This is a genomic window from Cyanobacterium sp. T60_A2020_053 (assembly GCA_015272165.1).
In the GTDB taxonomy this organism is placed as follows: domain Bacteria; phylum Cyanobacteriota; class Cyanobacteriia; order Cyanobacteriales; family Cyanobacteriaceae; genus Cyanobacterium.
In genome coordinates, this window is the sequence record JACYMF010000008.1 from 121,657 (window position 1) to 142,155 (window position 20,499).

Consider the following 20,499-nt stretch of genomic DNA (forward strand, 5'->3'; position numbering starts at 1 on the left):
ACAATGGATAATGAAAAACTATACATCTTTTGTCCACACAGGATGGGCAAAAAGTGCATCAATTTCTCTCACCCCTCGCAGTTGATTGGATAGGGGTAAATGTCCCATAGGCGCACTCAAATCCCAGATAAATTCTTGGGGATATTTTGTCCATTTATTGCCACTTTTCCATTTTAATTTTGTCCATAATTCAATATAATCTTTTCCTGATGAAAGCCAAATTTTTCTTTGTAAACTATAACCAAATTTTCCTTCAGAATAAACATACCAAAGCTGATCAATGGTGTTTAAATCAACGGTAGGCATTTTGCTAATTTCAGTAAAATAAAGCCATTTTCTTTCTATTGCTTTTTCTCCTGCAATTTCACATAGTTTAACTCTGGTTAAAACATCAGCTTCTTGATATTTTTGCAAAATTAATAAATTTTGTAATTCACTGTAATCAATATTTTTTTCTGATCGTAAATCAACTACTCCTAAGGGAAACTTATCCGCTAGAATTTGTTGATTTTCTGAATCTTCACGATGTTTCAATAACTGGTAAGTTTTACCTAATACGGGGTTAGCTTCTTTGCCTTGAGATGAAAATAAAAACTCCCTTAAAAATTGGTATCCTTCCGCTCCTTGTTGAGATATATCGTCAATTAATTTGAGTTGATTTTTTTCTGAAGCCTGAGTAAATTTTTCTTTGAGAGTTTCTAATTCGTTCATTTTAATAATGTTGACCGTCTGTATGCTTTAATTTAGTTATCTTAATTAATAGCTAAAATTTGTTGAATAATTTTAGTAGTTGAAGTCGGTATTTCGATTTCCACCAATTCAATTTTACCACCATAGGACAAGACAGTAGGGGCTTCAGGCAAAGTTTCTATGGCATAATCACCTCCTTTGACATAAATATCAGGTTTTAGTATCTCAATTACTTTTGTCGCCGTGGCTTCACTGAAAATTATTACGCCATCAACCATGCGCAGATTACTGAGTAACTCTGCCCGTTGTTGTTGTGGTACGATGGGGCGCGCTGGTTGTTTTTCTTTCATCGGTTTAATAGTTTTGACGCTGTTATCACTATTCACACCGATAATCAGGGTTTTACCATGGGATTTTGCTTCTTTAAGGTAGCGAGTATGCCCCACATGAAGCAAGTCAAAGCATCCATTGGTAAACACCAACGGGCGCCATTGTTGGGGATTTTGTTGGATAATGGCGGTTATTTCTTCGAGTTGATAAATTTGACTCATGGAATAATTATGAAAATTTGCTGAAAATCGTTAAGTAATGTAACATAAAACAAGGCTTTAATTCTCATTACTGAGAAACTTAAAAGGTGAGCAAAAGGGCAAAGATAAATTTAAGGATAGCTTAGACTACCATTAAATTTGCCCATGTCTGAAAAGACGGAGCTTGACACCCTTTATTATTCGATAACTTTTTTGCCCATGAATGTCAGAATCGGTCAAGTTTTTTCCCTAAGTTTGCTGGTGTTAAGCTCTACTTTGCTTATGGGTTGCCAAGGTGTTAGTTTATCTACTGTAAACTCTGCCAGCGCCCTTCACCGTAATCAGGGGCAAATCTTACCTCCCAACGCCCGTCTAGTAATAGATGGACAGGAAATCCTCTTGGAAGTGGCACAAACTTCAGATCAACAAGCCTTAGGGTTAATGTATCGGGAGTATTTATCTCCCCATCAGGGGATGTTATTTCCTTTTGAATTTCCCCGTCGTGCTAGTTTTTGGATGAAAAATGTTCCCATCAGTTTGGATTTAATCTTTTTATATCAAGGTAAAGTCCAAGCTATGGAAAATAGCGCCCCTCCTTGTTTACAAGAACCATGCCCTATTTATAGCCCAGATGTGTTAGTAGATCAAGTGCTGGAGTTGGCAGGGGGAAGGGCGCTGGAATTGGGTATTAGCATCGGCGACGTTTTACCCATTGAGTCAATTTCTGTGAGTCAATAGGGCTAGAGGGCAAATAAAATTTAGATTTTTGTCTCTCGCAAAGGCGCGAAGACGCAAAGAAAATCTTTGTAATAATCTCAGGCATCGTTTAAGAAAATGAAAACTGGTGTAAAAAACGGAGTTACAAATTCGTTATCATTTAATGATTAAGTTTAGTTACAATATTATTCTTAATTTCTCATTTGTGCTATAATTTCAGACTTAACCGTAAAAATAGATTTTAATACTCAAAGCAAGTACATTGTAAAACAATGTAAATTGTTGATACTGATACTTTTATAAGTAAAACACCTATTCACGGTAATTACATATCAAAAGTAAGATTTACGGCTCCTAATCCAGAGTGAAACTTAATAAGTTTTGTAAGCAAATTAAGCTAAATTTAGCACAAAGAATTACATTTGAGGACAAGAGAGTAAGGCTTACAGTCTCGGTAGCAGACTATCTAGTGAAGATTCAAATTAATTAAGCAAATCTAAAGAAACACCACAGCAGAAAATTATTCTGTTACTATTACTTATTTCCATCAAATTCCCTCTCGTCAGCAAGATAAGCAAATGTTTTGAGGCTGTCAAAAGGACAAAGATAAATTGAAAGATAGCTTACACTACCATTAAATTAAATTTGCCTAACCCTTAAAAAACAGGTTTTTAAACCCTTCATTATTTTAAAAAAGAGTTCAAAATATTTCATCACTATAAAAATTATTAATTGAGAATAATTTAACTAACTACTACACTATAAAAAATAAGATTATGCCCCCAACTATTTATTGTAAATTTTTAAATTTTCTCCAAGAAGAAATCAATCTTTCTCAAGACTCCATTGCTGTGGCTAAACGTTCGGTCGAGCAAAACGTGGAGTTAATTCCTATGGTACTATGGCAATACGGTTTAGTGACCATTGATCAATTAGATCGTATCTATGATTGGTTAGAAACTTATTAAGCTAGTTTCCATCTAAGTTTACTGGTGGAGATAGGGAAAAGAGAATTATTAAATAATAATTTCTAAACTTTTAACTATTATTTTGCTCTAAGCATTATTTTTTATTACTTTATCATAACCACTGTAGAAGGGTTATAAAAATTAGTTGATCCGAAGTAAAAAAGATAACCTAAAATAAAGGGGTTAATTTGTGTAGCGTGAGCAAAGAATGTCTTCATCATTTACCGATGCTTGGCAATGGCAAAAAACAGCCCATGGAAGGTATTTAACCAGCGCCCTCCTCCGTGATTGGCAACATGGCTTTTTTAGTAGTGATTTTATCGGTAAAACCCCTCAAGACATAGCACAAAATTTCTCAAATGTCAAGGCAATTTATCGTCTCAAACAAATACATAGTAATATTGTTCTACCTAGTTCAGCAGTAAAAGAAGAAGGATATACCGAGGGTGACGGTATCATCACCACAGGAAAAGGGCAATCGGCGTGGTGCGCTAGTGCGGATTGCACTCCGGTTTTGATTGCTGACAGGGTTTCTGGGCAAGTAACTGCCATTCATTCTGGTTGGCGTGGCACAGCTTCGGAAATAGTGGGGAGGGCGCTTAATCTTCTCAGGGATTACGGTTGTCAAAAACAAAACCTTTTATTTGCTTTAGGTCCAGCCATCAGTGGCGAAGTTTATCAAGTTACCATGGAAGTAGCTTTAACCTTATTAAAAACAATTTTTCAGGGTAGCGAGGAAGAAATTTTACGCCAAGGTTATCAATCAAAAAATCAAGTTATTTTAGTTGATCCACAACCAGAAAGAGTAAGATTAAATGTAACTCAAGTGATTTATCAGCAAATTTTACAACAGGGTATTAAACCCGAACAAATTACTGTAGCGCCCTTCTGCACTTATCAAAATCCCGACTTATTCTTTTCCTATCGGCGCACCCATGAAAAAAATGTGCAATGGTCTGGTATTGTTGCTAATGGATAATAGGCAATAATTTAGCTAAGGATTCCAAAATTCCATACTACCAAAAAAACCTAAATCTTTATAATCAATAGTCCAAATTTGACTCTGATATTTTTGAGCAATTACTATCACAGAAGCATCTTCCAAAGTACCTCGCCAATGGGAAAAGTTCAATACTAAATCCGATATACTCACAAAATCCGATGTAGAGATAGTGACGATTACTGTTTCTTCCTCAATAACACTTAATAACTTCTTTGCCATGTTAATTGATTCATTACGGGATACAAACTTATAAACTTCAAATAATATGGGTAAAGGAGTTAAAACTTCCCCAAAAATAAGGGAAATTTTGCTAAAACCAAGTTTAGCTTCACTGTGATAATTGTCCTTTTTAGATACTAGCGCGATTAATGGTCCAGCATCTAATACTAATCTTTTCATTAGCGGTTATCAACATTTGTAGAGGAATCTGCGGAAGCATCCTTAACTATCCCAGCTAACTGTAATAAACCCTTACCATTACGAGGACGTAATTTTTCTTTTAATGCCATTTGTACTACGCTAGACGGGTTTTCTTGAGGATGTTGTTGTAAATAATTAGTTAATTCCTCCCATAATTCATCAGGGATGTATAAAGTTTTTTTCATAGTAATTATTACGAGGTATGACTAATATCATACTAGCGTGTTTTTCATCTTTTTGATCTCGAACTCAGATTTAGAGCAGGTTTGCTGAATGAATCAAAACTTTGTTAAACAAAAGTTTTCAGCACAATAAAACTCAAAAAAATTCTCATAAATTGTCTTATTTTCTTTGGAAATACCGTATTTTTTCATCCCAATCAAAAATTCTAAATTCTACATTCTAAATTCTACATTTCCTTCATGACTCCACTTTTTCAGCAAAACCTACTTATTACTTTATTTTCCCACTTGCCTAAAGATGTCAAAATTTGATAATCTAGGCAGATAACTTATAGTAGAAAGTGTATTATTAAAGTGGAAATCGTAATTGGTCGTGGCAAAAAAGCTCGTCGGGCTTATGGTATAGATGAAATCGCCTTAGTACCGGGCATGACAACATTAGACCCCGTTTTAGCGGATACTAAAGTAGAAATCGGTGGTATTGTCAGAGAAATTCCCATTATTGCCAGTGCCATGGATGGTGTCGTTGATGTACAAATGGCAGTGTTATTGTCTGAGTTAGGGGCGCTGGGAGTGCTTAACTTAGAAGGAATCCAAACCCGTTATGATGATCCTAATCCTATTTTAGATCGCATTGCTTCTGTGGGGAAATCAGAGTTTGTTGGTTTGATGCAGGAGTTATATAGTGAACCAGTTAAACCAGAATTAATCACCCAAAGAATCACGGAAATCAAAAATCAAGGTAGTATCGCTGCCGTCAGTTTAACCCCGGCTGGTGCTTCTCTTTATGGTGAGGTGGTAGCAGAAGCTGGAGCAGATTTAGTATTTATTCAGGCTACGGTAGTTTCCACAGCGCACCTCGCCCCAGAATCAATTAATCCCCTTGACTTAGAAGAGTTTTGCTCTAAAATGCCCATGCCAGTTATTTTGGGCAACTGTGTCACCTATGATGTGGCGATGAATTTAATGAAAGCCGGTGCTTCTGGTATTTTAGTAGGAATTGGACCGGGCGCTGCTTGTACTTCCAGAGGTGTTTTAGGGGTAGGTATTCCCCAAGCCACCGCTGTAGCCGATTGTGCTGCCGCGCGCAATGATTTCCAAGCTCAAACAGGTAAATATGTACCAATTATTGCTGATGGCGGTATCATCACCGGAGGTGATATTTGTAAATGTATCGCCTGTGGTGCTGATGCGGTGATGATCGGTTCTCCCATTGCTCGTAGTGCCGAAGCACCGGGTAGGGGTTATCATTGGGGTATGGCGACACCTAGCCCTGTTTTACCGAGAGGTACAAGAATTAATGTGGGTACAACGGGAACTATTAAAGAAATTTTAACAGGTCCTGCTCGTTTAGATGATGGTACTCATAATTTGTTGGGGGCGCTGAAAACCAGTATGGGAACTTTAGGAGCTAAAAACATCAAGGAAATGCAGGAAATCGAAGTAGTAATTGCGCCTTCTTTGTTAACAGAAGGTAAAGTGTATCAAAAAGCCCAACAATTAGGTATGGGTAAATAGGTTTTGATTAAAAGTTGAGGAGTGAAGGTTATGAGCAATGGATGATTTACAATTATGGGATTTTACTATCTCACGATAGTATCGATTTATTCAGCAGAACCTAAATAAATTTCTATTGGTAATTAATTTCCTAAGGGTTGAACCATGTTCAACCCAATACTTTTGGTGAAAATAACTTTACAAAAAGCCAATATATTGCTCAACAAATTTAATGATGAGCGAGAAAATTTACGAGAATTATTAAAAGGTAACGGTAAGAATAATAATCGGCTGAAAGCGATTACCATAGTAGAAGTAACCTTATAACCTTTCTCGTCAAGATGGCATGGGTAAACTTTATATTGAAGTATTTGATATTAATTTGCTTTACAATGAACGTCAAGAAGCTATTAATCGTCTTAACAAAATAGAAGATGAAATAGCCCATTTGAATAATCAAACCACTATTGATATTGATTTCAGCGCCCCTAGTCGTCAACTTTTAGGGTTGGAATAATAGTAATTTTTCCTAATTTTCATACTATCATTTGATTTCAAGTTATTAGATAGCACCATAGATAGCGTAATATTGATTGTAGGGATGATCAGAATTGCTTAACCATGCCCACATTTGATCCCCTAGACAAAAATGCCACCATTCTCCTAAATGTCGCTTAAATCCGCCATAAGTCATGGCAGTAAGTAATAAATCTCGTCTTTGTTGATACTTTTGGGATGATATATCTTCAGTAAATTGAAGATAATAATTCGGTTCAGCGCGCGCCGACATTTCGTCTATATCTCCACCCATATCAATAATATTACCGTTTTCGTCCATTAAGGTCAAATCAATAGCGCCCCCCGTACTATGGGGAGGAGGTGTGTCAGGATTATGGCTCGGTATTGCCCAAATTTTATACACTTCTTGTAATAACCCATCTTTTTCAACTGCGGTGAGGTGCGCTGGATTCAAACCTCGTTTTTCACATTCCCACTGAAACGTATAATCAACCATAAACTGTTGCACAGAAATGGGGCGATAAGCGTCAAAAATATAAAAACGCCATCCCACTTGTAATTGCTGTAATTTCTCTTGTGCTTTGATTAAGGCTTCTATCACTCCTTCCCTGAGATAATAAGGTGACTTACCTTGATAATCAGCGCCCTTCGCCTCATATGGTGGGGGAGTCGCCACGGTGAATATATCAAGGGGTATGGGTAATAGTGGCTCTTGACACTCTTTAATGATAACTTTTTGGTAGGCTTTTTCCATCATTTTAACCTGAGTTCGAGATAAAATTTTCGGTGCTGTAAAGGTGTCAGGTATCAGGTGTTAGGTATTAGGTGAAAGAATTGACAAAAAATAGCCTTTTTTCTCTAAAAATACTGTATTTTGTCCATCTCCATCAAAAATTATTGAGACAAATGAGCAATTTATGAAAAATAACTATTTGGCTTAATTCTTTAATTTATAAGCATTATACCTGACACCTGACACCCGAAACCTGACACCTCCCCGCCAAAATCAACCCCTACTCAGTTTCTGCCATCATTAAGCGTTTAGTAACACTCATTCCAGCTTTGTTTAAGGTTTTGACTGTTTGTAAATTAACAGCTACAATCCCTAATGTTTCCCCTAATAAAGTCATCATCATCAAGGAAGTTGACATAGCAGGAGTAACGACTATCGGTAAGCCCGATAAGAAAACAAAACTTTCCCTCAACCATGAAATGTCGCGCCATAAAACAATACCAACCACTGGAGTTGCCATCATCAGCATAACAGCGCCCGTCGCCAATAAAGCTCTTTTGTCGGTCTTTAATAACATCATGGTTTGAGCAAGGGAAGCATAGAACAAAATTACCATGATTCCTGCGACTAAACCGAAAAGGATGGAAAAAATATCATCTCCGAAAGTAAATACCGAAGGAAGAAGATATAAATTAACAATAGCAAGATTAATTATGATTGCCAATAACGGTGGACTTTTTTCCCCCAAACCTAAATCCTTGAAAAGATGACGATTTTCTCCTGAGTTTTGATGACGAAATCTCGCCCAATCTACCAGTGCTTGTCGAGATGGCATTAAACAAGGAATTAGTAATAAAAATAAAATTAAGTTAAAACCCTGCACAGTAATTAAACTATGGAAAAAAGTATGATATTCACTAACATTTTGCAGAGCAAAACCAACATTAATAATGGCAAAAGTAGCGGAAATACCATAGCTTTGCTTTTTACTAATTATGGTGGCGAGGGGATTATGAAAACGGCGTTTCAAACCTTGCCATAGCCAAAAAGTCCAAACCAGATAATTAACCATCATAAAAACACCACCACTAAAAGCATGATGCCACAAACCTGCACCATACCACCGTAAATTCATTAAAGCATCAGCGTTAAGAGAACCTACCGTTTGACTGGCTAAAAAGGTGGATTCTACTGCATAAGCTAAAAATGTCCCCGGATAAAATAATAAAAACCAGTCAAAGGATGTTTCTGTATAAACAGGGGCGTTGACTTGTAGTGTTATTCCCATGATGGAAAGTAGGAAAAATAATATAAATGTACCGATGACGGGCGCTTGAAAACTACCCCAACCGCCAGTAGTTAAGCTCAAAACTGAGCTAACGCTATAAAAAAAAGCACAGGCAGTAGCTAAAACTAAATAAAAGCCGATAATTAGCGGAAAAGAAATTTTTGCACTCAATCCAGCCCATAAATGCAAAGGAATAGCTAAAAATCCGAACAAATAGATGAGGATAGGTACTCCTAAAATTTTACCTAAAAAGATATTAGTCGCTGACTGAGGACTTAAACGAATAAAGTTAAATGTACCTTTGTTTTCCTCTTTAGCAATATCAGTAACTAACATATAGCTACCAGCCACTAGCAAAATAAAAATACCAATAACACTCATGGTGGTAAATACATCAAGCCACCATAATTCTTTGATAATCATGACATTACCGTTTAAATCAGCAATACAGGATGGTACATAATAGGAGTTTTCATAGGCTTCTCCTGTACAATAGCGATTATTAACCCCTTCAATTAAAGGTAATTTTCCTTTAAAAGACAACCATAATAATACTTGTCCCACAATAGACAATGTGGCAGTAATTACGACATTACGCAGGTTAATTCTACCTTTGATTTCTCGAAATAATTGGGGATTAAATTCCCCGATTTGATCCAATGGTGAGATTTGAGCGAACATTTTGCAGATTCTCCTCAATGATAGTCAATTTATTCTAACTCAATTATCACCTCAGTTCGATGCAAAAATGCCTGATAAGGGGAGGTGTCAGGCTTCAGGTGAAATGGTTATAAATTAAAGAGTTAAGCCAAATATTTATTTTTCATAAATTACTCATTTGTATCAACAATTTTTGATTGGGAAGAAGGAAATACAGTATTTTTGGAGAAAAAAGTCAATTTATGACACTTTTTCTTATGTAGAATAGACTTTAAACCTTTATTTGACAAGGGTTTCGATTTATTCAGCAGACCCTAATTAATGTAAACTTTAATCAGTATGGCTTTGAGTATTGCTTTGAGTATTTTAAAAATGCAATTATTATAAGTCAACAGTTTAAATTTAACCTAATACCTGCTACCTGAGATCTGACACCTTTTTTTCACCTAACACCTGATACCTGACACCTTTACAGCACCGAAAATTTTATCTTGAACTAAGGTATTATCAATTATCAATTGTCAATTATCCATTGAATTGGTCAAATTACCCGTTAAGCAATAAAATAAGAAGTATTATTTCAATTTATGCCTTACCATGAGCGCATTTACTAATATAACGGTCAGTGAGCAATTCATTGAACTTTGTCAAGCACAACTGGTCTTGTTAGCTCAAAATTTGTCTGCTCAAAAAAGTGCAATTTATCTTACAGAAAATTTTGTTAATTCTCCACCAAAATTAGTTCCTATTCTTATTTATCCTGCTAGTAATAGTGAAAATAACAGCGCCCTCCGCCTCAGCGAATCCATAAATAATGAAGATTTTAATCTTGATTGGTATGAACAAACATCTAATAATTTATCTCAATTAATCAGATATAATAAAGATCAAATATCGCCTCATCAACTAATTTTACCATTAATTTATCAGGATAATATGATGGGATTTTTAGCAACAAATCGTAGTATTGAACCATGGCAAAAACGAGATATTTTACAAGTGGAAGAAGTAGCTAAAACTATTAGTTTAGCCAGATTTTTAGATCAAAGAAGCCAAATTGCAGAACAGAAAATACAACAAAATTATCAATTACAAATTATTCAAAATGAACATCTGGATGACTTTTTACATCAACTACGCAATCCTTTAACTGCTATAAGAACTTTTGCTAAATTATTATTAAAAAGATTAATTCCAGAAGACAAAAATTATTCTATTGCACAAAATATTCTCAGAGAGGGGGATAGATTAAAAGATTTAATTCAAGATTTTAGTGAAGATTGGGAAGTCGTTAATAGTAACTATTGTTTAGATTTACCTGATATTGAGTCCACCAGTTTTTTCTTAACAGAAAGTATCCAAAAAAAAGAATCTATTGACATTTATCAACTAATTAAACCATTAATTGATGGCATTACTACTCTGGCTAAGGAAAAAAATATTACCGTAATTAATCATATTGAAAGTGATTTACCAATAATTTTTAGTAATGCTAAAGCCTTGAGAGAAATTTTTAATAATTTGTTAGATAATGCCATAAAATATACTCCAGAGGGAGGGGTGCTGGCACTAGAAGTTATGGTGCAAAAACAAGATCAAAATATAGAACAATTAGTGATTGAAATTAGCGATACTGGTTATGGTATTCCTCATCAAGATCAAGGTCATATTTTTGAGCGCCGTTATCGTGGAGTACAGGCACAGAGCGACATTGAAGGCACGGGATTAGGTTTAGCTATCGTGAAAGAATTATGTGATAAATTAAATATTAAAATAGAAATTTTTAGCCCTTCTTTATGGTTAAAAAATCAAGCCAATAATGGGACTACTTTTAGTTTATTTATTCCCTTAAAATAAGTTACTTTAAAGATATGAAAACAGCAACAAAAATCAAGTTATTATCTCAACCCACTAGCGAAGCATGGTTACAACAGGCTTTATCTAATTTAGATATTATTTTATTAGATCATTCCCATTGTGAACGCAAGGCTGCCGGAGTAGCGGTTAATTTATTGTTTCGTTATCCTTCCTATACTGAGCTAATTTACCAGCTAACAAGCATCGCCCAAGAAGAGTTAGAGCATTTTCAGCAGGTAAATGATTGGTTAGCAAGAAAAAATATTCCCCTAGCGCCCCTCACCCCATCCCCTTATGGTGCTACTTTAAAAAGTAGTATTCGTCGTCATGAGCCTCATCGTTTGTTGGATTCTCTGTTAATCTCCGCATTGATTGAAGCGCGCTCCCATGAGAGACTAGGATTATTAGGTGAATATTGCCCTGATGTGGAATTGGCTAAATTTTATCGAGGTTTAATGGCATCAGAAGCCAGACATTATGGCATTTATTGGGTCTTGGCTACTAAATATTTCGACCGTATTACAGTAGAAGAAAGATTAGTAGAGTTAGCAGATATTGAGAGCGAAATCCTCAAGGAATTATATCCGCAACCGCGTATTCATAGTTAGGGGAGGTGTCAGGTAAAATGCTTATAAATTAAGGGTTTTAAGCACAATATAACTCAAAAAAAGTGCAGAAAATAATCTTTTTTCGCCAAAAAATCTATATTTCTGATCTCCAAATCAAAAATAATTGATACACAATGGCAATTTATAGAAAATGATTATTATGGCAAAATCTTTGATATATAAGCATTTCACCTGATACCTGACACCCGACACCTGACACCTCCCCCCGCCAAAATACTTTTTCAGCACCACCTAATTAACGGGTGGGTAATATGCCCAAACGAACATTAAGACTTACTTCATTAGTTTGGCGCTTGAGAGTGAGGGGGATTTCCTTACCCACTCGATTAGATGCAACTACCTTTTGGACAGTTTCTGCATCCGTGACGTTAGTGCCATCAATAGTTTTGATAATATCTCCTGATTTTAAACCAGCTTGAGAGGCTGGGGAGTCGGGCGCTACTTGCACCACTAAAACTCCTTTCTCATTGGCAGAGATATTAAAACCTTCACTTTGCACACGTTGCAGATTTTGGGGTGTCAGAGACACCATAGAAACACCGATATAAGGATGATCTACTTTTCCTTCAGCGATTAGTTGTTGAGCAATTTCCTGCGCCCGATTAATAGGAATAGCAAACCCTAAACCTTGTGCATTACGAATAATTGCCGTATTGATACCTATTACTTCTCCTTGAGCATTAAGTAAAGGACCTCCAGAGTTACCCGGATTAATAGCAGCATCAGTTTGAATAAAATCTAAACGTTTATCGCCCACACCAATTTGAGCGCTTGATCTGCCTGTGGCGCTGATAATTCCAGTGGTGACGGTGTTATCAAGCCCTAGGGGATTGCCGATAGCGATAGCCCATTCCCCAATGATTAAATCATCAGAGTTACCTAATTTTGCCACGGGTAAATTGTTAGCATCCACTTGAATTACTGCTAAATCCGTGAGAGGATCAGTACCTAACACTTTCCCCGCTAAAACCCGGCCATCTTTGAGGTTAACGGATACTTCCGTAGCGCCCTCCACCACATGGGCATTAGTTAAAATTTTACCATCATCACTAATTAAAAAACCAGAGCCTGTACCTTCTCTAATTTGTTCGTCTGGCATTTGTGGAATTTGATCCCCAAAAAAGCCACGGAAAAAAGGATCATTAAATATTGGTGGCACTTGGGTAGCAACTTTACGAGAAGCATTAATTCTCACCACCGACGGACCTATCTCTTGTACTACTTCTGAAACGAAATTAACATTTCCATTACGATTTGTTGGTAGTAGTTGGGCGCTGAGAGAATCTCTTGATTCTTGTGCTGGTGATTGACCAGTAAAAGCAGATATTTGCGGAATGTTGCTTAAAGAATTGAAGCCAACACCAATACCTAAGCCTAATAATAAAAATGATGTACCGGTGCTGAGTTTTGATAGTAATGGTTTTTTAGCCATGGATATTTCCTCTATATAAGTTTAAGATTATTTAAAATTTATTGATTAATTAGACATATTTAAAGAAGACAAAGTTTCTTTTTGTGTTATTTTTTATTATAGTTTTTTATTTTTAATAAGAGGTGAGGTTTTCTCTACTTCCTTTACTATTTAATTAAGGTCTGCTGAATAGGTCTAAAATCTTGTCAAATAGAGATTTTCAGCAACATGAAAGCCAAAAAGAGTTCCAAAAATGGTCTTTTTTGCTTAAAAATGCCCCTCTTTGCTCCACTCTAACTAAACATCATCGATAAAAATGTTCGATTTATGAAAAGTCAGTGTTGGGCGAAGGTCTTTAATTTATAAGCATTTCATCTGACACCCGAAACCTGATGCTTCCCCTTGTCTTTCTTTCTCTTGTTAAAACTAGATTATTTTACTTACTTGTAACTAAACTAGAAATAATTTAATAATGCTATCTCAACCTTAAATAATTAAAGTTTTAATAATAAAATTATCTTTTAAAATAATTTTAAGACATTGCTTAATAATCAGCAACACAAAATATTGAGAAAGAAAAGTCAGCGTAAAGAGCGAAGGAGATAAAGAGGAAAACCTTTTCTTTCGCTGACTTATTTATTAGTATAGGTGCTATTTATGAAATTGGTATGACAAAGCGATGAATTTTTGATGGCAAAACTAGAACAATTTATATTTACTCAGCAATACTTTAACCACAGTAGGGAAGGTTTCTAGTAATTCCTCACTATTACTATATCTAATTCTCTGGGATTCTGGTAGATCAAACAGTTGTTTTCCCCCTTTATATTCTCCCTCCTCCTGTAGTAAAAGGATGTCAGATTGCGGTTTGAGGGCGCTGGCGCTACCCAATTCTAAATTAACGAGGGGATGAGAAATGAAATTTTCCGCAGAGTTACTAACCTGTTTAATGGGGGTAATATCAGCAATAAATAATAAACTCTGACGAATTTTTCGCGCAGGGATATTAGCCAAACGCAGGGGAATTGTGTTGCGGTTACTCAATTCTAGTTTTAAGGGAATACGACTATTTTCGTTTAATATTTCCAGCGCCCTCCCCACACTTTCCATCAGGGCAATGGTATGCTGACACTGTGGATCAAAAATACTCATAAATAACATTGGTTCAAGACTGGAAAAAACCTCTTGTTTATGAAAATAAATCTCTCTGGAGATTAAATCAATATTAGCGATGCTGTAACTACCACTACCTTCGAGATAAAATTCCACGGTTTCCCCTTCAAGGTAACAAAGAAACCACTGAGCGCTACTTACTTCGTCAATGTCATTAAGAAAATCCGCTCTCAAACCAGACTTTAACAAACTACTACGGTTGAGACGCAAATCAGCCGGTTGCTTTAAAACTTCTCGCAACGGTTGATACTGGGGGAGATACCATCCCTTTAACTCGATAATTGCCATGGTGAGGATATTATTTCTAAAATCAGTCAGCTAAGAGATCATATCATATCCATCAATATCTTAACTGTGATTGCACTTAACCCATTAGACATCTTCACAAAATATGATTTTGTCACGGTATTTCCAGCTTCTCCCCTGATTACTATAAAATCTATTTTCTAGCCCCATTTGTCAAAAAGTTCATGGCACTGATCATATAATGAAGTAAAGACAAATTTTCCCGTCAATGGAATTTCTTTTATATTATGACATCCACTGAAATTAAAACCATAATTCAACAAGAATTACCGAGAATTATCGCTGAAGATGCTTCCATTCGGGATTTTATCCTGCGCACGGTGTCGGAATACTATTCTCCAAAACAAGAAACAGATAGTAAGTTTGATCGTATTTTAGCAGAATTACGGCAAGATCGAGAAGAACAAGCTATAAAATGGGCGGAAAATAATCGCCGTCTTGATAACTTCATTCACGAACAAAATCAAAAATGGCATGAGCAACAGGAGTATAACAAAGCTACTTTAGCAGAAATACAAAAGCTCCATAAAAAATATGATAGCGCCATCGGTGCGTTAGGTTCTCGTTGGGGTTTGTATTCTGAAGCTAGTTTTCGCAATGCGCTTAAAGGTATTCTTGAGGATTCTTTTGGGGTGGAGGTTTTCAATCTCAATGATTTTGATGACGATGGGGATGTTTTCGGCAGACCTGATCAAGTGGAAATTGATGTCATTATAAAAAATGGCTTAGTTATACTTTGTGAAATAAAATCTTCCATGAGTAAGGGTGATATGTATATTTTTGATCGCAAAGTGGCATTTTATCAAAAACGTCATCAGAGGGAAGTTAATCGTAAGTTAGTTATTTCTCCTATGGTAGATCGGCGCGCGCTACCGGTGGCGGAAAATTTGGGTATTGAAATTTATACTTCCGCCGAAGATGTAGAATCTGACAACTCAAAATCATAGTTTTTTTTTCCTGTTAACGTAACGGTGGAGACGTTATTTTTATTCTCAAACCAAAACTCTAGTAATAGTGGTAACGCTTTAGCCTTGCTACACTTCCATGTACTGCAAAACTCATCAAGGATTACCCGATTAACCCCCTCCCAATAACTTGAGTATTTTTCTTTATCATTAACATAAAAACTAGGAATATTTTATCATGGCACAACCAATCGAAATTGGTTTAATTGATGTACTCAATAAATTAGACAGTAAAATAGATAAACTAGATAGTAAAATCGATGCTTTAGAAGATAAACTAGACAGTAAAATAGATAAATTAGATAGTAAAATCGACGGTTTAGAAGAAAAACTAGACAGTAAAATTGAGAAGCTAGAAACTTCTATTAATAATCGTTTCAATACTTTAACGTTAGGGTTTTTAGGTTTAGTTGGTGTCTTAGTAACAGGATTACTAGGAATTGTTACCAAAATCGTATTTTTTCCTAATCTCTAAATAATTCAAGGTAGCTATAACTAGCTACTTTTTTAAAAAGAAAAGGTTTTAACAAATCTGCTGAGGATTTCAACTAGGATGGAGGGCGCTGGATTGATGATTTAAACAAAAACGGCGCACGCCACCCCACCAAATATCAAACTGTTAAGACTACTGATAATTAACCAATCTCGCAAAACTGTCATATTGAAGACTAGCGCCCCCCACCAAAGCACCATCTATCTGGGGTTGAGCCATAATTTCATCTACGTTGTTAGGCTTCACAGAACCACCATACTGAATAGTAACATCTTGATTAGTTAACTGACTACGAATAACCCCAATTACTCGATTCGCTTCTTCCGCCTCACAGGTATCCCCCGTGCCGATAGCCCAAATTGGTTCATAAGCAATGACTAAATTAGCTTGATCAACATTAACCAAACCTTTTTCTAATTGATTAATAATAACTTGTTCTGTGTCTCCAGCGTCTCTTTGAGCTTTACTTTCACCCACACAAAGAATGGGGGTTAAATCGTGACGTTGCGCCGCCAACAGCCTTTTATTAACCGTTTCATCCGTTTCACCGAAATATTGACGACGCTCACTATGCCCCACAATGACATAATTTAAACCAGTTTCCGTCAACATAGCGCCCGATATTTCTCCCGTAAAAGCGCCCTCCTCCTCCCAGTGAATATTCTGTGCGCCCAAATTAATACGACTACCATGCAAATTTTTGGACATAAAATGTAAAGTAGTGAAAGGCACACACAAAACGATGTCACGATTTTCTGGAGTATCTTCCAGATGAGGCATAAATCCCTGTAAAAATTCAAGGGATTCTCGTTGGTTTTTGTGCATTTTCCAGTTACCAGCCATAATGATTCTACGCACTTTTGCTCCTTTAATATATTTTTTTACTATAACTAGCTCAATATTTCACATTGCCGATGATGGCAACAGAATTAACTCAAAACTTCTATTTTATATCGATCAAGTCCAAACACGCAAATTCTTTCCATGCCCTTTAATATAATTAGGTGCTATCCATAAAATTAATCATGAAAACTGACTCCATATTTTATGAATTATTCCAATATTTACCCGAAACTCTCTTTAGCTTACTCAATTTACCCTCCGAATTAGCCCAACAGTATCAATTTCTTTCTCAAGAATTAAAACAACTATCCAAAAGAATTGATGGAGTTTTTCTTACTGATAATATTAATCAACCAATCTATTTTGTCGAGGTACAATTCCAAAATGATAATAACTTATATCAGCGTTTATTTACCGAAATATTTATGTACTTAGGACAATACAATCCCCCCAACGACTTTCGGGCGCTGGTAATATGGGCAAATCACAAACTTGATTATCCCCTACCAAAGTATTACGAGAGTTTTCGTCAATCAGGAAAACTAGAGATTATTTATCTTGACCAACTAGACTTTGAGCCAAGTGATAATATTGGTATAGAAATAGTAAAATTGATTGTAGCCTCAGAAGAAAAGGCAAAGACTCAAGTCAAATATCTGTTTGATTTGACAGAAAATACTATTAAAAACAGCACAAAACAAAAATATACCGTAGAATTAATTGAAAAAATTTTAATATATAAATTTACTCAATACTCAAGGGAGGAATTGGATAAAATGTTTACATTGACAGACTTTAAAAAGACTCGTTTTTATCAGGATACTTATTCCGAAGGAAAACTTGAAGGAAAACTTGAAGGCAAACTCGAAGGCAAACTCGAAGGCAAAATTGAGACAATTCCTGAACTATTAAAGTTAGGATTAACAAGAGAACAAATAGCGCGCGCCCTCCACCTTAGCATCGATATAGTTAACCAGTTTCCCATACCAAAAGAAGAAAACTACTAAAAATTCATAGCCCTCAAAACTACATTCCTCCGCTTTGACAAGCAGAGCTAGGGGGGATAAAACCCAGCGCCCTCCCCCTCACCTCAAAACCTCTTACTTTTTACTAAAGAAGCCCCCGATTGCTCATAAAAAACTTAGATAAAAAAAGAAAAAATAATCTATACTTAATATCAGCAAAAAATAATTTTGAGCCAATGAAAATCAATAAGTTGTCAATGAATCACACTGCTAATTAAATCTGATAAATCAAGTTTGGTCAACATAAAAGGGAAATACTTGGTATGAAAAGTAACGCATTTAATAAATTACGCCTTGCTACGGCGGGCGCTGGAATGGCATTGGCGATGGGAGTTGCCCCCGTACAGGCGGCAACAGTTAATTTACCTTTAGTGGTTGATCAAGGAAATGCAGTATGGGGAAGGAGTTCTGCTTCCAGTAGTTCTAGTTCATTACGTGCGATTAATAACGCCTCTGCTTCCATGGTGGTGACGGCGGGGGGCGCTACTGCTCCTGGTTCTGTTTTTGGTATTGGGGATGCTTTTTTGATTGTTGGTCAAACAGCTTCTGGCTCTGTAACAGATCAACTAACTGACGCTTTTGACCGTTTTGCTGGAATTCGGGTCAATGGCACTTTTTTCCAACAACCCAATGGACAGGTTGATCGGAGACGATGGGCGCTGGAACATTTCTGAATACCATTACTCCCCAAGATATTGGCGGTATTAACACCAGTTTGGATTATTTCTTTGACAATAACCGCATTGCCAGAGTCTTAGCCACTTTTACCAATACTACAGGTAGTAGTCAAGGGTTAGAAGTGCTGTACGGTGGTGATTTAGGTTCTGATAGCGGTACAGTAATTGAAAACTCTAGCAGTGGTGATAACGTCTTCCAACAAAGCGATCGGTGGTTTATCAGCTCCGATACCGCGCCATTTGATGATCCTATCTTGACTTTCGTGCGCTATGGTTTGGGTAACGTAGAGGTAGCTTTAGATACTTTTGCAATTCCGGGTACTGATTCGGGTAATGGTTATACAGACTATTTCACAGATGTGTGGAATTTGACCATTGGTGCAGGAGAAACCCAGCGCCTGATGTGGTTTGTACAAATGAATGAAGATTTAAACACTGCCCTCAGCGAAACAACTAAATTTGATGATCTTACCTCATTAAGCAATGCAGGTTTATTAGAAGGATTAGATGCCACCACTCAAGGAGAAATTGTCAACTGGTCATCTTCTCCTCAATCTACGCCAGAACCTTCAATTTTATTCGGTTTAGGGGCTTTAGTCTTGTTAGGAGGGGTGACAAAACGTAAAGGTAAGGATAAAGATGACCACTTAGAGAAAGAGTGATTTAATTTCATAGTCTCACCCTCAACTCCTCTCCCACAGCAGGGCGTTTTCAAAGTCAGCATCAAAATTGATTTGTTTAGCAGGGGAAGCAGAGGAAGCAAGGGAGAAAGGGAGATTTTTTACTATTAATTGATTTATTAGTAGTTAAAAACCTCTGAATTTCAAACTATTAGCTAGTTTGATAAACTAACATTTTTGACAATGAAAACACCCTGCTCCCACAGGAGAGGGGAGTAAGAAATAATAATGACACAAAAGGTAAAATCATTAATCATTTGAGGTAAAAGAAACCCAGCGCCCTCCCCCGTGACATGAAAACCGACAAATTTTTTTATCGCATCTTTCTCACTCAACAATCACTAATATCAGAATTAATCCCTGAAATACCGCCAGACTGTGAATTTGATTATCAAGCGCCCGTCGTCAAAGAAAAAGAATTTCGTTTAGATGGTTTATTAACACCATTGCTTGATGATGATAATTTACCTCTAGTGTTTTTAGAAGCACAAATGCAGAATGATGGTGAGTTTTACGGGCGCTATTTTGGTGGTATATTTATCTACTTACATCAGTATAAAATTAAGAGAGATTGGCGAGGATTGTTAATTTTAAATAACCGTAAACAAGATTTAGGAAATCAAAAACCCTATCAAGATTTGTTAGCGGAAAAAGTACAAAGAATATTTTTATCAGACTTATTAACACAGGATAAATTAAGCCCAAATTTAGCATTATTAAAATTAATTGTTACACCGAAAAAACAAGCAGTAGAAGAAGCGAATAAAATTTTAGCAAGTGTGGAGAGTGAGGAAGAATTTAGGAAAAAATTAGATGTGATAGAAGCTATACTGGTAAATAAATTTCCCACATTAACTATTGAGGAGATACAAAAAATGATGAATTTAAGAGAAGCCGACATCACCCAAACTAGATTTTATCAGCAAGTATGGGAAATCGGGCGCAGCGAAGGAGAAGAAATTGGACTTACAAAAGGAATACAAATTGGGCGTATTGAAGCTACTAAAGAAGCAGAAACTAATATGGTTATCCGCTTATTAAATCGCCGTTGCGGTAGTTTGCCCTCTCAGATAGAAGGGGAAGTACGCAATTTATCCATTCCTCAATTAGAATCTTTAGGGGAAGCATTACTGGATTTTCAGGGCATGACAGATTTAGAAAATTGGTTAATAAATAACTCCAAAAATTAATTATCCAAACTTGATATAATATATTTGTTTGATAAGGTTGGTA

At 36.1% G+C, this 20,499-nt stretch carries 23 protein-coding genes; 14 read left to right on the forward strand and 9 right to left on the reverse strand.

Annotated elements, in window-relative coordinates; all coding sequences use genetic code 11:
• Positions 1-18: 18 nt before the first annotated feature.
• Both IGQ45_01075 and IGQ45_01080 read right to left on the reverse strand, forming a co-directional pair.
• On the reverse strand, positions 19-711 hold the full coding sequence (locus IGQ45_01075; GenBank protein MBF2055818.1) for a GUN4 N-terminal ARM-like repeat domain-containing protein: 693 nt from the start codon (positions 709-711) through the stop codon (positions 19-21).
• Positions 712-752: 41 nt separating this feature from the next.
• The gene (locus tag IGQ45_01080; GenBank protein ID MBF2055819.1) at positions 753-1,241 is read right to left on the reverse strand and encodes an adenylyltransferase/cytidyltransferase family protein; all 489 of its coding nucleotides are present in this window, start codon (positions 1,239-1,241) and stop codon (positions 753-755) included.
• A gap of 198 nt (positions 1,242-1,439) precedes the next feature.
• Here IGQ45_01080 and IGQ45_01085 point away from each other — a divergent pair, with 198 nt between their 5' ends.
• The 3 genes from IGQ45_01085 (at position 1,440) to pgeF (ending at position 3,884) form a co-directional block, all read left to right on the forward strand.
• Positions 1,440-1,958 carry a DUF192 domain-containing protein gene (locus tag IGQ45_01085; GenBank protein ID MBF2055820.1) on the forward strand — a complete coding sequence of 173 codons (519 nt, stop codon included), beginning with the start codon at positions 1,440-1,442 and terminating at the stop codon, positions 1,956-1,958.
• A 755-nt stretch (positions 1,959-2,713) separates the two neighbouring features.
• Positions 2,714-2,905, forward strand: a complete 192-nt coding sequence (locus IGQ45_01090; GenBank protein MBF2055821.1) for a DUF2949 domain-containing protein — start codon at positions 2,714-2,716, stop codon at positions 2,903-2,905.
• 208 nt (positions 2,906-3,113) lie between these two features.
• The gene (pgeF, locus tag IGQ45_01095) at positions 3,114-3,884 is read left to right on the forward strand and encodes a peptidoglycan editing factor PgeF (GenBank protein ID MBF2055822.1); all 771 of its coding nucleotides are present in this window, start codon (positions 3,114-3,116) and stop codon (positions 3,882-3,884) included.
• Between the two features lie 15 nt (positions 3,885-3,899).
• Here pgeF and IGQ45_01100 read toward each other — a convergent pair whose 3' ends face one another.
• Positions 3,900-4,307 carry a PIN domain-containing protein gene (locus IGQ45_01100; GenBank protein ID MBF2055823.1) on the reverse strand — a complete coding sequence of 136 codons (408 nt, stop codon included), beginning with the start codon at positions 4,305-4,307 and terminating at the stop codon, positions 3,900-3,902.
• Positions 4,307-4,513 carry a hypothetical protein gene (locus IGQ45_01105; protein ID MBF2055824.1) on the reverse strand — a complete coding sequence of 69 codons (207 nt, stop codon included), beginning with the start codon at positions 4,511-4,513 and terminating at the stop codon, positions 4,307-4,309. Before IGQ45_01105 ends, IGQ45_01100 begins: the two co-directional genes overlap by 1 nt.
• Positions 4,514-4,864: 351 nt before the next feature.
• Here IGQ45_01105 and IGQ45_01110 point away from each other — a divergent pair, with 351 nt between their 5' ends.
• From IGQ45_01110 to IGQ45_01120, 3 genes are all read left to right on the forward strand, one after another.
• Entirely contained in the window at positions 4,865-6,028 is a 1,164-nt protein-coding gene (locus tag IGQ45_01110) for a GuaB3 family IMP dehydrogenase-related protein (GenBank protein ID MBF2055825.1), read from the forward strand.
• A gap of 144 nt (positions 6,029-6,172) precedes the next feature.
• The gene (locus IGQ45_01115) at positions 6,173-6,334 is read left to right on the forward strand and encodes a hypothetical protein (protein ID MBF2055826.1); all 162 of its coding nucleotides are present in this window, start codon (positions 6,173-6,175) and stop codon (positions 6,332-6,334) included.
• A 19-nt stretch (positions 6,335-6,353) separates the two neighbouring features.
• Positions 6,354-6,524: a hypothetical protein gene (locus IGQ45_01120; protein ID MBF2055827.1), complete on the forward strand. Its 171-nt coding sequence runs from the start codon at positions 6,354-6,356 to the stop codon at positions 6,522-6,524.
• 45 nt (positions 6,525-6,569) lie between these two features.
• Here the strand turns inward: IGQ45_01120 and IGQ45_01125 are convergent, their stop codons facing one another.
• Both IGQ45_01125 and IGQ45_01130 read right to left on the reverse strand, forming a co-directional pair.
• Complete coding sequence (locus IGQ45_01125) at positions 6,570-7,283, reverse strand: D-alanyl-D-alanine dipeptidase (GenBank protein MBF2055828.1); 714 nt, start codon at positions 7,281-7,283, stop codon at positions 6,570-6,572.
• Between the two features lie 256 nt (positions 7,284-7,539).
• Entirely contained in the window at positions 7,540-9,228 is a 1,689-nt protein-coding gene (locus IGQ45_01130; protein ID MBF2055829.1) for an ABC transporter permease, read from the reverse strand.
• 576 nt (positions 9,229-9,804) lie between these two features.
• On the opposite strand from IGQ45_01130, the gene IGQ45_01135 reads away from it, so the two are divergent.
• Both IGQ45_01135 and IGQ45_01140 read left to right on the forward strand, forming a co-directional pair.
• Entirely contained in the window at positions 9,805-11,064 is a 1,260-nt protein-coding gene (locus IGQ45_01135) for a HAMP domain-containing histidine kinase (protein MBF2055830.1), read from the forward strand.
• A gap of 14 nt (positions 11,065-11,078) precedes the next feature.
• The gene (locus IGQ45_01140; GenBank protein MBF2055831.1) at positions 11,079-11,672 is read left to right on the forward strand and encodes a tRNA-(ms[2]io[6]A)-hydroxylase; all 594 of its coding nucleotides are present in this window, start codon (positions 11,079-11,081) and stop codon (positions 11,670-11,672) included.
• 256 nt (positions 11,673-11,928) lie between these two features.
• On the opposite strand, the gene IGQ45_01145 is transcribed toward IGQ45_01140, so the two are convergent.
• The gene (locus IGQ45_01145; GenBank protein ID MBF2055832.1) at positions 11,929-13,125 is read right to left on the reverse strand and encodes a trypsin-like peptidase domain-containing protein; all 1,197 of its coding nucleotides are present in this window, start codon (positions 13,123-13,125) and stop codon (positions 11,929-11,931) included.
• Between the two features lie 678 nt (positions 13,126-13,803).
• The gene (locus tag IGQ45_01150) at positions 13,804-14,565 is read right to left on the reverse strand and encodes a hypothetical protein (protein ID MBF2055833.1); all 762 of its coding nucleotides are present in this window, start codon (positions 14,563-14,565) and stop codon (positions 13,804-13,806) included.
• A 245-nt stretch (positions 14,566-14,810) separates the two neighbouring features.
• Between IGQ45_01150 and IGQ45_01155 the strand changes: the two genes are divergently transcribed.
• Positions 14,811-15,530 (forward strand): DUF3782 domain-containing protein, encoded by a 720-nt coding sequence (locus IGQ45_01155; protein MBF2055834.1) that lies wholly within the window; start codon positions 14,811-14,813, stop codon positions 15,528-15,530.
• Between the two features lie 196 nt (positions 15,531-15,726).
• A complete protein-coding gene (locus IGQ45_01160) occupies positions 15,727-16,023 on the forward strand; it encodes a DUF4164 domain-containing protein (GenBank protein ID MBF2055835.1) in 297 nt (98 codons plus the stop codon).
• Positions 16,024-16,173: 150 nt separating this feature from the next.
• Here the strand turns inward: IGQ45_01160 and IGQ45_01165 are convergent, their stop codons facing one another.
• Positions 16,174-16,899 carry a triose-phosphate isomerase gene (locus IGQ45_01165; GenBank protein ID MBF2055836.1) on the reverse strand — a complete coding sequence of 242 codons (726 nt, stop codon included), beginning with the start codon at positions 16,897-16,899 and terminating at the stop codon, positions 16,174-16,176.
• A gap of 167 nt (positions 16,900-17,066) precedes the next feature.
• Here IGQ45_01165 and IGQ45_01170 point away from each other — a divergent pair, with 167 nt between their 5' ends.
• From IGQ45_01170 to IGQ45_01185, 4 genes are all read left to right on the forward strand, one after another.
• The gene (locus IGQ45_01170) at positions 17,067-17,891 is read left to right on the forward strand and encodes an Rpn family recombination-promoting nuclease/putative transposase (GenBank protein ID MBF2055837.1); all 825 of its coding nucleotides are present in this window, start codon (positions 17,067-17,069) and stop codon (positions 17,889-17,891) included.
• A 281-nt stretch (positions 17,892-18,172) separates the two neighbouring features.
• Positions 18,173-18,583 (forward strand): hypothetical protein, encoded by a 411-nt coding sequence (locus tag IGQ45_01175; protein MBF2055838.1) that lies wholly within the window; start codon positions 18,173-18,175, stop codon positions 18,581-18,583.
• On the forward strand, positions 18,562-19,248 hold the full coding sequence (locus IGQ45_01180) for a PEP-CTERM sorting domain-containing protein (protein ID MBF2055839.1): 687 nt from the start codon (positions 18,562-18,564) through the stop codon (positions 19,246-19,248). The genes IGQ45_01175 and IGQ45_01180 overlap by 22 nt, the downstream gene beginning before the upstream one ends.
• A gap of 311 nt (positions 19,249-19,559) precedes the next feature.
• Entirely contained in the window at positions 19,560-20,456 is an 897-nt protein-coding gene (locus IGQ45_01185; GenBank protein MBF2055840.1) for a DUF2887 domain-containing protein, read from the forward strand.
• Positions 20,457-20,499: the final 43 nt, after the last annotated feature.